Below are 14952 nucleotides of genomic sequence, written 5' to 3'. Positions count from 1 at the left end.
GCGCCAGATGGACACATGCAGAAAAAATGCATGGCGCAGTGCTATTGCGAGTGTTTGCCGAGGTGCCCGCTGCTGGGGTGGAAACGGCCACAGCCAACCTGTAACTCGGGTAGAATGCGCCGCCTGTTTCTGGAGATGCCCATGACCCTGCTCAAGTTTGCCGACGTATCCCTCGCCTATGGCGCCATGCCCCTGCTCGACGGAGTGTCCTGGCAGATCGCGCGGGGTGAGCGAGTGTGCATCATCGGCCGCAACGGTACGGGCAAATCGAGCATGCTGCGCCTGGTCAAGGGTGACCAGATGCCGGATGACGGTGAAATCTGGCGTGCACCTGGGCTGAAGATTGGCGAGCTGCCGCAGGAGCTGCCGCGCGCCGACGAGCGCACGGTGTTCGATGTGGTCGCCGAAGGCCTGGCCGGTGTTGGCGAGTTGCTGGCGCGTTATCACCACCTGGCGCAGAACATCCAGGGCGATGACGACCTCGAGCAACTGATGCACGTGCAGCAGGAGCTGGAAGCCAAAGATGGCTGGCGTCTGCAGCAGCTGGTCGACAGCACCCTGAGCCGCCTGCAGCTGCCGGCGGACAAGACCCTGGCCGAACTCTCTGGCGGCTGGCGCCGTCGCGTGCTGCTGGCCCAGGCGCTCGTGTCCGAGCCGGATCTGCTGCTGCTCGACGAACCCACCAACCACCTGGACATCGGCGCCATCGCCTGGCTGGAAGAGGCGCTGAAAGACTTTGGCGGCGCCGTGCTGTTCATTACCCACGACCGCTCCTTCCTGCAGAACCTGGCTACGCGCATCCTCGAACTGGATCGTGGCGGCCTGATTGACTGGAACGGCGACTACGCCAGCTTCCTGGTACACAAGGAGCAGCAACTGGCTGCCGAGGAAACCGCCAACGCGCTGTTCGACAAGCGCCTGGCCCAAGAAGAGGTGTGGATTCGCCAGGGCATCAAGGCCCGCCGTACCCGTAACGAGGGGCGCGTGCGTGCGCTCAAGGCGATGCGTGCGGAACGTAGCGAGCGCCGCGAACGCCAGGGCAAGGCGAATATCCAGCTCGATACGGCGGACAAGTCCGGCAAGCAGGTGATGGTGGCGGAGAGCGTCAGTTTCGCTCACGCCGGCGGTCCCTTCCTGGTCAAGGATTTCTCCATGGTCCTGCAGCGCGGTGACCGTATCGGTCTGCTTGGCGCCAACGGTACCGGCAAGACGACCCTGCTCAAGCTGCTGCTCAGCGACCTGCAACCGAGCAGTGGCAAGATCGAGGTCGGCACCAAACTGGAAGTGGCGTATTTCGACCAATTACGTCACCAGCTCGAACCGGAAAAGACGGTGATCGACAACGTTGCCGAGGGGCGCGACTTCATCACTATCGATGGCCAGAACCGCCATGTGCTGAGCTATCTGGGCGACTTCCTGTTCAGTCCGCAACGTGCTCGTACCCCTGTAAAAGCACTATCAGGTGGCGAACGGGCACGACTGTTGCTCGCCAAGTTGTTCAGCAAGCCGGCCAACCTTTTGGTGCTGGACGAACCGACCAACGATCTGGACGTAGAAACCCTGGAACTGCTCGAAGAAGTGCTGCTCAACTTCCCTGGCACCGTGCTGATGGTCAGCCACGATCGTGCCTTCCTCGATAACGTCGTGACCAGCACCCTGGTATTCGAGGGCGAAGGCAAGGTGCGCGAGTACGTTGGTGGCTATCAGGATTGGCTGCGCCAGGGCGGCTCGCCGCGTTTGCTCGGCGTGGGTGAAAGCAAGTCCGGCAAGGCCGAGCTGGCCACGGCCATCGTCGAGGCGCCGACCCCGGCCGCAGTGACTCCCGCTCAAGAGAGCGTAGAGCCTGCGAAGAAGAAACTAAGCTACAAGCTGCAGCGCGAGCTGGAAGCGATTCCCGGGCAGATCGATGCTCTGGAGCAGGAAATGGCTGCGGTACAGGAGCAGGTATCCGATCCTGCCTTCTATCAGCAGCCGGTGCAGATCACCACGGAAGTATTGGCGCGTCTCGAGCGCTTGCAGACGGAAATGGACGCGTTGCTCGAGCGCTGGGCAGAGCTGGAAGGCTGACGAAGGAACGAACGGGCAATGGCCATCGAGTACCGCATTACTCTCGACGACAATCATCAGTTCAGCTATCGGATCGAGCTGAATCGCGAATATGACCCCATTCAGGCGCAACAGGCTCCCGCCTGGACGCGCCTTGAACATCAGCAGTGCAGCAATTGCCCATTGAGTCGCGACCAGTTCAGCCATTGTCCGGCAGCGGTCGATCTGCATCGGGTGATCGAGGATTTTCGTGGTCTGCCAGCGTTCAAGAAGGCCAGCGTCTGGGTGCGCACGCCGGAGCGTGAGTACACCAAGCACGTCGGCTTGGAAGAGGGCCTGCGTGCGCTGCTCGGGGTGATCATGGCCACCAGCGCCTGCCCAGTGCTGGCGCGCCTGAAGCCGATGGCGCAGCACCATCTGCCGTTTGCCAACAATCAGGAATTCATCCTGCGTGCGGTATCGCTGTATCTGTCGCGGCAGTACTTCAATATGCGCGAGGGGCGTCTGGCCGATTGGGAGCTGAAGGGGCTGGTGCGCCTGTTCCAGCAACTGAAACTGGTCAACCAGGCCTTCTGGCAGCGTATTCACGACACCTGCGAAGGCGACTCCAACCTCAAGGCCTTCCTGACCTTCTTCTCGATGTCATCGAGCATGACGGTGTCGCTGGAAACCCAGCTGCAGAAGATTCGCCCGCTGGTTATGAGCGCGGGCGAGTCGTTCGATTAAGGCAACTATGGCCTGCGTAGGGTGCGCTGCGCGCACCACAGTTGCAAAAGGTCTCGATGCCGTCAGTGCTGCATCTGGTGCGCATGGCGCACCCTACACTTAAGCGCCTTTTTCGCCTTTCTTCAGGCGCACTGCGAGCACATCGCAGGGCGCGCCATGCAGTACGTCATTGGCGGTGGAACCCAGCAGCAGAGCCAGGCCGTGGCGGCCATGGCTGCCAACCACGATCAGATCGCAACCCTGTTCTTCGGCCAGGCGGTGAATTTCCTGGCGCGGTTGGCCATAAGCCAGATGGCGCTGGTCCGCGGTCAGTTCGGGATACTTGCCAGTAAAGCTGTCCAGGCGCTCGCGGGCCTGCTCGAACTGCTGTTGCTGCAGCATCGACAGGTCCATCGGTACGTCACCACCAAAGGCCATGGCCATCGGTTCGACGATATGCACCAGGGACATCTTGGCGCCACTGGCCTGCGCCAGTTTCTGCGCGCGTACCACTACAGGGTCGCATTCCTCGGTCAGGTCGACGGCGACCAGAATGTGCTGGTAGGGCATGGTGAGTTCTCCTCAAGGGGGCAAATGGCTCTGTATCAAGTATGGCCCCATTGTGTGGGGCAGGGCGACTGGTCGTTAAATAAGGCAAAGAAAAGCCCGGTGCGAGCACCGGGCAATGGTTGGGCCAGGCAGGCCGGAAATCTGGGACATCAATGCTGGGAGGCGGCGTATTGGGCCGCAACACCTTCCAGGCCTTCGATGATGCTGTCGGAATACTTGCTGATCAGGAAAGGTACGGTGTTTTCGTTGTAGTTGCGCAGGGATTTCTCGATGTAACGCCATTTGGTGCCGATGGAGTTCAGGGCTGCGCTGATCTCCGGAGTGTTCTGCTGGGCGGTGCTGAGGTTATCCAGCTTGCTGGCGAATTCGCCTGCCAGCTCATCGATGGCGCGTTCTTCGCCGCCGCCGAAGAAGCTGGCGCCGACCGAGGCACTGCGTGAAGCATAGTCCAGCGCAATATTCTGCATCAGCAGGCTTTGCTCACGGCTCTTCTGCGTCAGTTGCGGTACGCTGAAACCGCTTTCTTGCTGAATCTTCTGATATAGCTCCTGACTAATGGCCATGATGCGTTGGTTGTTCTCGGCCAGATCGGCGACGGGTTGCAGGTCGGTGAAGCCCTGGTTGCGCATGGCCTCCATCAGGGTCTGGAGCCCGCTGCGGTAACTTTGCCAATTGGTTTGCAGCTGCGCGCGCAGCGCCTTGCTCGCATCGCCGGGCATTTCGCCCATGCCTTCCAGGTGCGATTGGCCTTCCTGCAGGGATTCGCCAATCATCCGCGCATAGCGTTGATCGCCTTCCATGCCGTTGTACATGTAGAAGTCGCCCAGGCTCTTTTGCGTTGCCAGGCGCAACTGATGCAGGCGCAGCAGATCATCGGCCGGCGCGGCGCTGAGCAGGGGTGGGGAGAGCAGCGTAAAGAGAAAAACGAGCAGGGCGCTCAGGGGGAATGCAAGCGAACGGCGGCTCGACATTGGTGACTCCATATGGCCCATCGTGGGGCTCGATTTGTTTTTGTATTGCCTTCAGGTGGCGCTGTGCCAGCTGAAAGTGAGACGACTGTACCCGGAGCGTAGCGATTTGGCTAGGCATCCGGGAGTGCCTGTATCAAGCAGGAAAACGCTCGCAATAGTGCGTTATTGACGCTGTTTATCGAAATCGGCTGGAGGCCAGGAATGACCAGGCCTGCAGAATTCGTCGAGAAATCGACGAAAAGAGGCCAATTGACAAGCGCAGGGTTTTCCCTGAAGGTGTGCACACCCAAATCAAACGGGCGTATGAATTGAGCGTTTGCCTTGTTAGGCGCGCCATTACAGCCCGAATATCGCGTCGGTGGGTGTGTCGTACCGATTGGGGCTATGCTCGTGCGGCGCTGCCGCAGGCTGGCCTGCCGGTTGGCTCCGATGTGTACTGTTCAGCTTCCATACCGTGGAGATCAGTTGATGATTTACGAAGGTAAAGCCATCACGGTTAAGGCTCTTGAGAGCGGCATCGTCGAATTGAAGTTCGACCTCAAGGGTGAGTCCGTCAACAAATTCAACCGTCTTACCCTCAATGAGCTGCGCGCCTCCGTCGACGCGATCAAGGCTGACGGTTCGATCAAGGGCGTGATTGTCACCAGCGGCAAAGACGTGTTCATCGTCGGCGCCGATATCACCGAATTCGTCGACAACTTCAAACTGCCCGACGAAGAACTGGTGGCTGGCAACCTGGAAGCCAACAAGATCTTCAGTGATTTCGAAGACCTCGCCGTGCCGACCGTCGTCGCCATCAACGGCATCGCCCTGGGTGGCGGTTTCGAGATGTGCCTGGCCGGTGACTACCGTGTCATGAGCGATAGCGCCAAGATCGGCCTGCCAGAAGTCAAACTGGGCATCTACCCAGGCTTCGGCGGCACCGTGCGTCTGCCACGCGTGATCGGTACCGACAACGCCGTCGAGTGGATTGCATCGGGCAAGGAAAACCGCGCCGAAGACGCCCTGAAAGTGGGCGCCGTCGATGCTGTGGTCAGTGCAGACAAGCTGCAGGCCGCCGCGCTGGATCTGGTCAAGCGCGCCATCTCCGGCGAGCTGGACTACAAGGCCAAGCGCCAGCCCAAGCTGGAAAAGCTCAAGCTCAACGCCATCGAGCAGATGATGTGCTTCGAGACCGCCAAGGGCTTCGTCGCTGGCCAGGCCGGCCCGAACTACCCGGCTCCGGTCGAGGCGATCAAGACCATTCAGAAAGCCGCCAACTTCGGCCGTGACAAGGCGCTGGAAGTTGAGGCCGCCGGCTTCGTCAAACTGGCCAAGACCTCGGTTGCCGAGAGCTTGATCGGCCTGTTCCTGAACGATCAGGAGCTGAAAAAGAAAGCCAAGCACCACGATGAAATCGCCCAGGACGTGAAACTGGCTGCCGTACTCGGCGCCGGCATCATGGGCGGTGGTATCGCCTACCAGTCGGCTTCCAAAGGTACGCCGATCCTGATGAAGGATATCCGTGAAGAGGGTATCCAGATGGGCTTGAACGAGGCTTCCAAGCTGCTCGGCAAGCGCGTCGAGAAGGGCCGTATGACCCCTGCGAAGATGGCTGAAGCCCTCAACGCCATCCGCCCGACCATGTCCTACGGTGATTTCGGCAACGTCGACATCGTCGTCGAAGCCGTGGTCGAGAACCCGAAGGTCAAGCAGATCGTGCTGGCAGAAGTGGAAGGCGTGGTGCGTGAAGACGCCATCCTGGCCTCCAACACCTCGACCATCTCCATCAGCCTGTTGGCCCAGGCGCTCAAGCGTCCGGAAAACTTCGTCGGCATGCACTTCTTCAACCCGGTGCACATGATGCCGCTGGTGGAAGTCATCCGTGGCGAGAAGTCCAGCGAAGTGGCCGTTGCCACTACCGTTGCCTACGCCAAGAAAATGGGCAAGAACCCGATCGTGGTCAACGACTGCCCGGGCTTCCTGGTCAACCGTGTGCTGTTCCCGTACTTCGGCGGCTTCTCCAAGCTGCTGGGCTTCGGCGTCGACTTCGTGCGTATCGACAAGGTGATGGAGAAGTTCGGCTGGCCCATGGGCCCGGCTTACCTCTCCGACGTGGTCGGTATCGACACCGGCCACCATGGGCGTGACGTGATGGCTGAAGGCTTCCCGGATCGTATGGCCGTGGAAGGCAAGACTGCCGTCGACGTGATGTATGACGCCAATCGCCTGGGTCAGAAGAACGGCAAGGGTTTCTACGCCTACGAGACCGACAAGCGCGGCAAGCCGAAGAAGGTCACTGACCCGGCTGCTTACGAGCTGCTCAAGTCCATCGTGGTCGAAGAGCGTGAAGTCACCGACGAGGACATCATCAATTTCATGATGATCCCGCTGTGCATGGAAACCGTTCGTTGCCTGGAAGACGGCATCGTCGACACCGCAGCCGAGGCCGACATGGGCCTGATCTACGGTATCGGCTTCCCTCCCTTCCGTGGCGGTGCGCTGCGCTACATCGATTCCATCGGTGTGGCTGAATTCGTCGCCCTGGCTGACAAGTATGCCGAGCTGGGCGCCCTGTACCACCCGACCGCAAAACTTCGCGAAATGGCCGCCAAGGGCCAGAAGTTCTTCGGTTAACCGTGCAGCGAACAGAGCGAGAGTAGAAATATGAGCCTGAATCCTAGAGATGCAGTGATCGTCGACTTCGGTCGTACCCCGATGGGTCGTTCCAAGGGCGGCATGCACCGCAATACCCGCGCCGAGACCATGTCCGCGCACCTGATCAGCAAAGTGCTGGAGCGCAACGCCAAGATCGACCCGGCTGAAGTCGAGGACGTGATCTGGGGCTGCGTCAACCAGACCCTGGAGCAGGGCTGGAACATCGCGCGCATGGCGTCGCTGATGACCCAGATCCCGCACACCAGCGCCGGCCAGACCGTCAGCCGCCTGTGCGGTTCTTCCATGAGCGCCCTGCACACTGCCGTGCAGGCGATCCAGACCGGTAACGGCGATGTATTCGTCGTTGGCGGTGTGGAGCACATGGGCCACGTCGGCATGATGCATGGCGTCGACCCGAACCCGCACCTGTCGCTGTACGCCGCCAAAGCGTCCGGCATGATGGGTCTGACCGCTGAAATGCTGGGCAAGATGCATGGCATCAGCCGTGAGCAGCAGGACGCCTTCGGTGAGCGTTCGCACCGTCTGGCGCACAAGGCCACCGTCGAAGGCAAGTTCAAGGATGAAATCATCCCGATGCAAGGCTACGACGAGAACGGTTTCCTGAAGATGTTCGATTTCGACGAAACCATTCGTCCGGAAACCACCCTTGAAAGCCTGGCTGCGCTGAAGCCTGCGTTCAACCCGAAAGGCGGCACCGTGACTGCAGGTACGTCCTCGCAGATCACCGACGGCGCCTCCTGCATGATCGTCATGAGCGCCCAGCGTGCTCAGGATCTGGGCATCCAGCCGATGGCGGTGGTTCGCGCCATGGCCGTTGCTGGTGTCGATCCGGCGATCATGGGTTATGGCCCGGTGCCGTCCACGCAGAAGGCGCTCAAGCGCGCCGGCCTGAGCATGGCTGACATCGACTTCGTCGAGCTCAACGAAGCTTTCGCCGCCCAGGCCCTGCCTGTGCTGAAGGACCTGAAGCTGCTCGACAAGATGGAAGAGAAGGTCAACCTGCACGGCGGTGCGATCGCCCTGGGTCACCCCTTCGGTTGTTCCGGTGCCCGTATCTCCGGTACCCTGCTCAACGTCATGAAACAGAACGGCGGCACCTTTGGTGTCTCCACCATGTGCGTGGGCCTTGGCCAAGGCATCACCACTGTCTTCGAGCGCGTTTAAGCGTCAGCGGACAGAAACCGGGGCCTAGTGCCCCGGTTTTGCTTTTTACGGCTTTTTATTTCGGGAACCGCTCATGCAGTTGCAGCCAGGACTCTATCGCCACTACAAAGGCCCGCAGTACCGCGTATTCGGGGTGGCGCGCCATTCCGAGAACGAGGAAGAGGTTGTGGTTTACCAGGCCCTGTACGGCGAGTTTGGTCTGTGGGTGCGGCCGCTGAGCATGTTCTGTGAAGAGATCGAGGTGGACGGCAAGCGCGTTCCACGCTTTGCTTTGATTCAGGCCGAAGTCAGCCCTATCGGCGCTTCGCAAGCCTGACTGTGCAACCCCTGCGCTTGACCTTCGCTCGGTCGCCACTATATATAGCGGGGCCTTAGAACCTGTTCACGATCTGTTGCGCGTCGGCGCTACTGCGTTAAAAACAAGCTCGGACAGTGACTTGTCACTGAACGTCCGGAGGACGGCCCGAAGGGCGAGTGAAACGAGTAATGCTCATTTACCACTCGTAAACTCCGCTTCCTCGCTTGTTTTTGCCTTGTATCACTCTAGCTCACGAGCTCGTGAGCAGGCTCATATGGCTCCCAGCCTTCTATATTTCGCAATTCAGGAATTTTCTGATCCATGGGCAAATCGCTGGTCATCGTGGAATCCCCGGCCAAGGCCAAGACCATCAACAAGTACCTGGGCAGCCAGTACGTGGTGAAGTCGAGCATCGGCCACATCCGTGACCTGCCTACCAGCGGCTCGGCAAGCGCCACCAAGGAGCCGGCCAAGCGCGGTAAGGCTGCCGCCGGTGAGGCGCCTGCGCTGTCGCCCAAGGAAAAGGCCAAACGCCAGCTGTTCACCCGCATGGGTGTCGACCCCGAGCATGGCTGGAAGGCCAAGTACGAGATCCTGCCTGGCAAGGAAAAGGTGATCGAAGAGCTGCGCCGTCTGGCCAAGGATGCTGACACCATCTATCTCGCAACCGACTTGGATCGCGAAGGGGAGGCCATCGCCTGGCACCTGCGCGAGTCCATCGGTGGTGATGACAGCCGCTACAAGCGCGTGGTGTTCAATGAGATCACCAAGAAGGCGATTCAGGATGCCTTCTCCAAGCCCGGTGAGCTGGACATCAACCGCGTCAACGCCCAGCAGGCACGCCGTTTCCTCGACCGCGTGGTGGGCTACATGGTTTCGCCGCTGCTGTGGGCCAAGATCGCCCGTGGCCTGTCTGCCGGTCGCGTACAGTCGGTGGCGGTGAAGCTGGTCGTTGCGCGTGAAAAAGAAATTCGTGCCTTCGTCCCGGAAGAATACTGGGAAGTGCACGCTGATCTCGGCACTGCGAAGAACGCCAAGGTGCGCTTCGAAGTCGTGCGTGAAGATGGCTCGGCCTTCAAGCCAGTCAACGAAGCGCAAGCCATGGCGGCGCTGGATAAGCTCAAGGCCTCCAGTTACAGCGTGGTCAAGCGCGAAGATCGCCCGACCAGCAGCAAGCCGTCGGCACCTTTCATCACGTCGACCCTGCAGCAGGCTGCGAGCAACCGTCTGGGCTTCGGCGTGAAGAAGACCATGATGATGGCTCAGCGTCTCTACGAGGCGGGTTACATCACCTATATGCGTACCGACTCGACCAACCTGTCGAACGACGCAGTGGAGATGGTGCGTGGCTTCATCGGCAGCGAGTACGGCGACAAGTACCTGCCGGGTAAGCCCAATCTGTATTCGAGCAAGGAAGGCGCTCAGGAAGCGCACGAAGCGATTCGTCCCTCCGACGTCAACTTGCGTCCGACCCAGCTGTCCGGCATGGAGCGTGATGCCGAGCGCCTGTATGACCTGATCTGGCGTCAGTTCGTGGCCTGCCAGATGCCGCCGGCCGAGTACCTGTCCACCAGCGTCACCGTGGCTGCCGGCAACTTCGAGCTGCGCGCCAAGGGCCGTATTCTCAAATTCGACGGTTACACCCGCGTGCTGCCGCAGCAGAGCAAGCCGGGCGAGGACGACGTCCTGCCGGAAATGAAGGAGGGCGAGGGCCTCAAGCTAATCCAGCTCGACCCCAGCCAGCACTTCACCAAGCCGCCGGCGCGCTATTCCGAAGCGAGCCTGGTCAAGGAGCTGGAAAAGCGCGGTATCGGCCGTCCGTCCACCTATGCCGCGATCATTTCCACCATTCAGGATCGTGGCTACGTCACGGTGCACAACCGTCGTTTCTATGCCGAGAAGATGGGCGATATCGTCACCGAGCGTCTCGACGAGAGCTTCGCCAACCTGATGGATTACAGCTTTACCGCCACCATGGAAGAGCATCTCGACGATGTGGCCCAGGGTGAGCGCGAGTGGAAGCACCTGCTCGATGAGTTCTACGGTGACTTCAAGAAGAAGCTCGAAGTGGCCGAAGCAGGCGAGGGCGGCATGCGTGCCAACCAGCCGACGCTGACCGACATCCCCTGCCGCGAGTGCGGCCGGCCGATGATGATCCGCACTGCCTCCACCGGCGTGTTCCTTGGTTGCTCCGGTTATGCGCTGCCGCCGAAGGAACGTTGCAAGGCCACCATCAACCTGGTGCCGGGCGACGAGATTGCTGCCGACGACGAGGGTGAGTCCGAGTCCCGCGTGTTGCTTGGCAAGCATCGCTGCCCGATCTGCTCCACGGCCATGGATGCCTATCTGCTGGATGAAACCCGCAAGCTGCACATCTGTGGCAACAACCCGGATTGCACGGGTTACGAGATCGAGCAGGGTCAGTACCGCATCAAGGGTTATGAAGGCCCAAGTCTGGAGTGCGACAAGTGCGGCAGCCAGATGCAGCTCAAGACGGGTCGTTTCGGCAAGTTCTTCGGTTGCACCAATGCCAGCTGCAAGAACACCCGCAAGCTGCTCAAGAACGGCGAAGCCGCGCCGCCGAAGATGGACAAGGTGGATATGCCCGAGCTCAAGTGCGAGAAGGTGGACGACACCTACGTGCTGCGTGACGGCGCATCGGGCCTTTTCCTCGCAGCCAGCCAGTTCCCCAAGAATCGCGAGACGCGTGCACCTCTGGTGCTGGAAATCGTTCCGCACAAGCATGAGATCGATCCCAAGTACCACTTCCTTTGCGATGCTCCACAGAAGGACCCTGATGGCCGCCCAGCGGTGATTCGCTACAGCCGCAAGACCAAGGAGCAGTACGTGCAGTCCGAGGTCGATGGCAAACCGACCGGCTGGCGTGCGTTCTTCGATGGCGGCAAATGGAAGGTCGAGGACAAGCGCTGATCTCTGCGCTCTGACGAGAAGCGCGTCTGCCTTGGTGCGACGCGCGTATCATGACCCGATCTGCTGTGGAGGTCGCCGCAATGGCCAAAGAAATCTATACCCGCACCAATCAGAAGATCTTCTTCGCCGGTATCGCCCTGGATAACTGGCGCAAGGCCGAGGCTTCCACCGCGTTCAACGTGCAGGCGCTGGTGCAGGCCGAGCGCGAAGCTGCGCTGTTTCACCTGTACGGTGGGCTCCTTGGGGTGTGTCATGAGATCGCCGGTTACTACCGCATGAACGACGCAGCGCCTTCGCGCGTCGAGGCGTTCGTGCAGCAGGCCGTACTCGAAGGGGCGCCCAGTCCTGAGCTGGCCGAGTTGGTGGAATTGGCCCGGCAGCGCGAAACCTGGCTGGCCGAACTGCTGGCGGCCTATGCTGGCTTGTTCCAGCCGCCGCGTGAGGAGCGCAAGGCCAAGGTCGATCCGTCCATGCCGTTGATCACGGCCGTCAGTGTTGGCGAGGAGCCGGCCGAGCTGAGCATCGATGATGTCGATGCCTGGCGGCAGCAGCTCAAGGCGCTGGTGCTGCGTTTCCGCGAAGGCCTGAGCGAGTGCTGATTGGGTTTAACTGGACCAGTGGGCTGGGGATGATCCCGGCTGGCTGTTACAATGTCGCGTTTTTGCACAGAGACTGAGCCATGCCTACATCCTTCCTGGAAATCGTCGAACTGCCCGATGGGCGAATTGCCCTGCGTCGCGCAGAGGATGAAGAGGCGTTGGTGACCCTGGATTTCTCCGCTGATGCCAAGGCTTTCCTGCAGGGGCAACACATCGAGGTGGCCAAGGCCATGCTCAATGTTGGTGTGCAGATGGCTGGCCGAATGGCTGAGGGTGATTTCAGTGGTGAAGAAGAAGGCTCGCGCGTTCTCCATTGAGCTGCTGCGTCTCAACGAAAAACGGGGCTCCATTGGAGCCCCGTTTTCATTTCCGCAAGCGAAGTCGTGGTCAGCTAACCCAGACTGATGTTCAGGCTCTGCGCGCCACCGGTGTTGGCGGCCTGTGCAAGGCGCTGGCGAGTGCTGCTCTCGACCGGATGCAACCAACTGATCACGGTATGGCTGCGACCCAGCTTGAGTGCTTCTTCGGCCAACTCCAGGGCATTCTGCCCTTGTCGCGGATGCAGCAGCAGGATTCGTTCACGGTTCAGCCCTGCATCGCGCAGCCAGCTTTGCGTGAGGCTGGCCGGTGGCGCCACCAGAGTCAGCCAGCGTGCGTCCTGATTCTGGCTCAGCTCTCGCAGAATCGGCGCCAGCAAGTGCAGGCAGTGCCCAGCGGCGCCACGTAGAGCCAGTTCGCTAAACGCCTGATCATCCTCACTGCGAGAGATGTCATGGGCTGCGACCAGTGGCTCATTCGGCGTTCGGCCAAGGAACGCGTCGAAAAGGGGAAGTTGTGGGCGCTCGAACGACTGCTGCACGTACATGGTGTCTCCTCAGCGGCGGATTACACCGACGCTCAAACCTTCGATGACCAGATCCTGGTGCTCCAGGTCCACTTCGATCGGGGCGAACTCGGGGTTCTCGGCAATCAGCCAGACCTTGTTGCCCTCGCGCTTGAAGCGTTTGACCGTCACTTCGTCGTCGATGCGGGCGACGACGATCTGGCCGTTGCGGGCTTCACGGGTGGTGTGCACGGCGAGCAGATCGCCATCGAAAATGCCGATATCCTTCATGCTCATGCCGCGCACACGCAGTAGGTAGTCGGCTTTGGGTTGAAAGAACGCGGGGTTTATCTGGCAGGATTCCTCGACATGTTGCTGGGCGAGGATCGGTGCGCCGGCAGCAACGCGGCCAATGACTGGAAGGCCTTCGTCCTCGTTCGCCGCGCCTGCCTCGAAGCCAGGAATGCGAATGCCGCGCGAAGCGCCGGGGGTCATTTCGATGGCCCCCTTGCGTGCGAGGGCCTTGAGGTGCTCTTCTGCTGCATTGGGTGATTTGAACCCCAGTTCCTGAGCGATTTCCGCACGGGTGGGTGGGTAGCCGTTGTCTTCCAGGCAGCGTTTGATGAAGGCGAGAATCTCGGCTTGGCGTGGCGTCAGTTTCAGCATGGCTGGGCTCTGTCTTTTTATACAGTGACTGGGATTATATACAGTAAGCGGCTCTTGGCAACGCCCATTTTGCAGATGCCTGTCGTCCGGCTTGTTACCCATGCTGAATAATCTGCGTCTCTGCTTGTTGTAAGCTGTGACCGGCCGGCCAAAAGACGGCTCATGCGGCTTGACAATTCAGTGGGATGAAACGTATGTTTCAAACAAGTGTTTGTCAGGTGATAGCTCATGGCTCAGTCGGAAACCGTTGAACGCATTCTCGATGCTGCGGAACAGCTGTTCGCGGAAAAAGGCTTCGCCGAAACCTCATTGCGGCTGATCACCAGCAAGGCTGGGGTCAACCTGGCTGCCGTCAATTATCACTTCGGTTCGAAGAAGGCGCTGATTCAAGCGGTCTTCTCGCGCTTCCTCGGGCCTTTCTGTGCCAGCCTGGAAAAAGAACTCGATCGCCGTCAGGCCAAGTCCGACACCCAGGTTTCCCTGGAGGAGTTGCTCGAGCTTCTGGTCGAACAGGCTCTGGCAGTCAAGCCGCGCAGCGGCAACGATCTTTCCATCTTCATGCGCCTGCTCGGTCTGGCCTTCAGCCAGAGCCAGGGTCACCTGCGCAAATACCTGGAAGAGGTTTACGGCAAGGTTTTCCGTCGTTACATGCTGTTGGTACATGAGGCTGCGCCGCGTATTCCACCACTGGAGCTGTTCTGGCGTGTGCACTTCATGCTCGGTGCTGCGGCGTTCAGCATGTCCGGTATCAAGGCCTTGCGCGCGATGGCCGAGACCGATTTCGGCGTCAACACCTCGATCGAGCAGGTGATGCGGATGATGGTGCCATTCCTCGCCGCCGGTATGCGTTCGGAAACCGGGGTCAACGATCCTGCGTTGGCCGGCGCACAACTCAAGCCCCGGACCAAGACGCCAAGCGCTGTCCCCAAGGTTTGACCGGGCGGCAGGTGGGCTTGGCTTCGTCCTTCGGCTAAGCTAGCGGCCCATGTCCGATCTTGATTTACTCCACATCTCCATTGCTGATCAGGCGCTCTACGGCTTCAGTGCTGGGCAGCTGATAGTGTGTTTTCCCGTATCCACCGCACGCAACGGCGCAGGTGAGCGCAATGGCTCGGGCTGCACGCCGCGCGGGCTGCACCAAGTGCGCGCGAAGATCGGCGCCGGCCTGCCTCTGGCGGCCGTGTTGCGCGGTCGTCGCTGGACCGGTGAGGTATGGTCGCCGCAACTGCACGAGCAGTTTCCTGGTCGTGACTGGATCCTTACCCGCATTCTCTGGTTGAGCGGTCTCGAAACGGGGCGCAATCGCCTGGGCGAGGTCGATACCTTCCGTCGCTACATCTATCTTCACGGCACCCCGGACAAGGAACCCATGGGCGAGCCGTTGTCCCATGGCTGTATTCGTTTGCGCAACGCCGACATGCTGGCGCTTTTTGATCGCGTGCCGCCGCACTGCAGGGTGCGTATCGACGAAGCATCCTGCCCGCAGTGGGGCGCAGGCCAAGATTTCACGTAAGGAATAGG

14 protein-coding genes are annotated in these 14952 nt (G+C 60.3%); 10 read left to right on the top strand and 4 right to left on the bottom strand.

The features are described from left to right. Positions 1 to 141: 141 nt before the first annotated feature. The gene (locus RTH74_RS00820; protein ID WP_316913442.1) at positions 142 to 2067 is read left to right on the top strand and encodes an ATP-binding cassette domain-containing protein; all 1926 of its coding nucleotides are present in this window, start codon (positions 142 to 144) and stop codon (positions 2065 to 2067) included. Positions 2068 to 2085: 18 nt separating this feature from the next. Further along, positions 2086 to 2772 (top strand): DUF6901 family protein, encoded by a 687-nt coding sequence (locus tag RTH74_RS00815; RefSeq protein WP_316913441.1) that lies wholly within the window; start codon positions 2086 to 2088, stop codon positions 2770 to 2772. A gap of 99 nt (positions 2773 to 2871) precedes the next feature. Here the strand turns inward: RTH74_RS00815 and RTH74_RS00810 are convergent, their stop codons facing one another. Both RTH74_RS00810 and RTH74_RS00805 read right to left on the bottom strand, forming a co-directional pair. Continuing rightward, positions 2872 to 3321 (bottom strand): universal stress protein, encoded by a 450-nt coding sequence (locus RTH74_RS00810; RefSeq protein WP_017361528.1) that lies wholly within the window; start codon positions 3319 to 3321, stop codon positions 2872 to 2874. Positions 3322 to 3470: 149 nt separating this feature from the next. Continuing rightward, positions 3471 to 4292, bottom strand: a complete 822-nt coding sequence (locus RTH74_RS00805; protein WP_316913440.1) for a hypothetical protein — start codon at positions 4290 to 4292, stop codon at positions 3471 to 3473. A 468-nt stretch (positions 4293 to 4760) separates the two neighbouring features. Between RTH74_RS00805 and fadB the strand changes: the two genes are divergently transcribed. From fadB to RTH74_RS00775, 6 genes are all read left to right on the top strand, one after another. Continuing rightward, positions 4761 to 6908, top strand: coding sequence for a fatty acid oxidation complex subunit alpha FadB (gene fadB / locus RTH74_RS00800; protein WP_125835839.1), 2148 nt, complete (start codon positions 4761 to 4763; stop codon positions 6906 to 6908). 30 nt (positions 6909 to 6938) lie between these two features. Then, a complete protein-coding gene (gene fadA / locus RTH74_RS00795) occupies positions 6939 to 8114 on the top strand; it encodes an acetyl-CoA C-acyltransferase FadA (protein WP_125878627.1) in 1176 nt (391 codons plus the stop codon). 73 nt (positions 8115 to 8187) lie between these two features. After that, positions 8188 to 8430 (top strand): DUF1653 domain-containing protein, encoded by a 243-nt coding sequence (locus RTH74_RS00790; protein ID WP_099526451.1) that lies wholly within the window; start codon positions 8188 to 8190, stop codon positions 8428 to 8430. Positions 8431 to 8733: 303 nt separating this feature from the next. Then, a complete protein-coding gene (gene topA / locus RTH74_RS00785) occupies positions 8734 to 11343 on the top strand; it encodes a type I DNA topoisomerase (protein WP_316913439.1) in 2610 nt (869 codons plus the stop codon). 80 nt (positions 11344 to 11423) lie between these two features. Continuing rightward, on the top strand, positions 11424 to 11942 hold the full coding sequence (locus RTH74_RS00780) for a DUF6586 family protein (RefSeq protein WP_316913438.1): 519 nt from the start codon (positions 11424 to 11426) through the stop codon (positions 11940 to 11942). An 80-nt stretch (positions 11943 to 12022) separates the two neighbouring features. Continuing rightward, positions 12023 to 12259: a hypothetical protein gene (locus RTH74_RS00775; RefSeq protein ID WP_003462072.1), complete on the top strand. Its 237-nt coding sequence runs from the start codon at positions 12023 to 12025 to the stop codon at positions 12257 to 12259. A gap of 74 nt (positions 12260 to 12333) precedes the next feature. Here the strand turns inward: RTH74_RS00775 and sulA are convergent, their stop codons facing one another. After that, positions 12334 to 12807, bottom strand: coding sequence for an SOS-induced cell division inhibitor SulA (gene sulA / locus RTH74_RS00770; protein WP_125835836.1), 474 nt, complete (start codon positions 12805 to 12807; stop codon positions 12334 to 12336). A gap of 9 nt (positions 12808 to 12816) precedes the next feature. Continuing rightward, positions 12817 to 13431 carry a transcriptional repressor LexA gene (gene lexA, locus RTH74_RS00765; RefSeq protein ID WP_013714775.1) on the bottom strand — a complete coding sequence of 205 codons (615 nt, stop codon included), beginning with the start codon at positions 13429 to 13431 and terminating at the stop codon, positions 12817 to 12819. 228 nt (positions 13432 to 13659) lie between these two features. On the opposite strand from lexA, the gene RTH74_RS00760 reads away from it, so the two are divergent. After that, positions 13660 to 14367: a TetR family transcriptional regulator gene (locus tag RTH74_RS00760; protein ID WP_316913437.1), complete on the top strand. Its 708-nt coding sequence runs from the start codon at positions 13660 to 13662 to the stop codon at positions 14365 to 14367. Positions 14368 to 14416: 49 nt separating this feature from the next. Continuing rightward, positions 14417 to 14944 (top strand): L,D-transpeptidase, encoded by a 528-nt coding sequence (locus tag RTH74_RS00755; RefSeq protein ID WP_316913436.1) that lies wholly within the window; start codon positions 14417 to 14419, stop codon positions 14942 to 14944. Positions 14945 to 14952: the final 8 nt, after the last annotated feature.

It is taken from the genome of Pseudomonas sp. zfem001 (assembly GCF_032621725.1).
Taxonomy (GTDB): Bacteria; Pseudomonadota; Gammaproteobacteria; order Pseudomonadales; family Pseudomonadaceae; genus Aquipseudomonas; species Aquipseudomonas sediminis.
The sequence above is the reverse complement of the archived record's forward strand: the minus strand, read 5'-3'. Positions and strand labels throughout refer to the sequence as shown.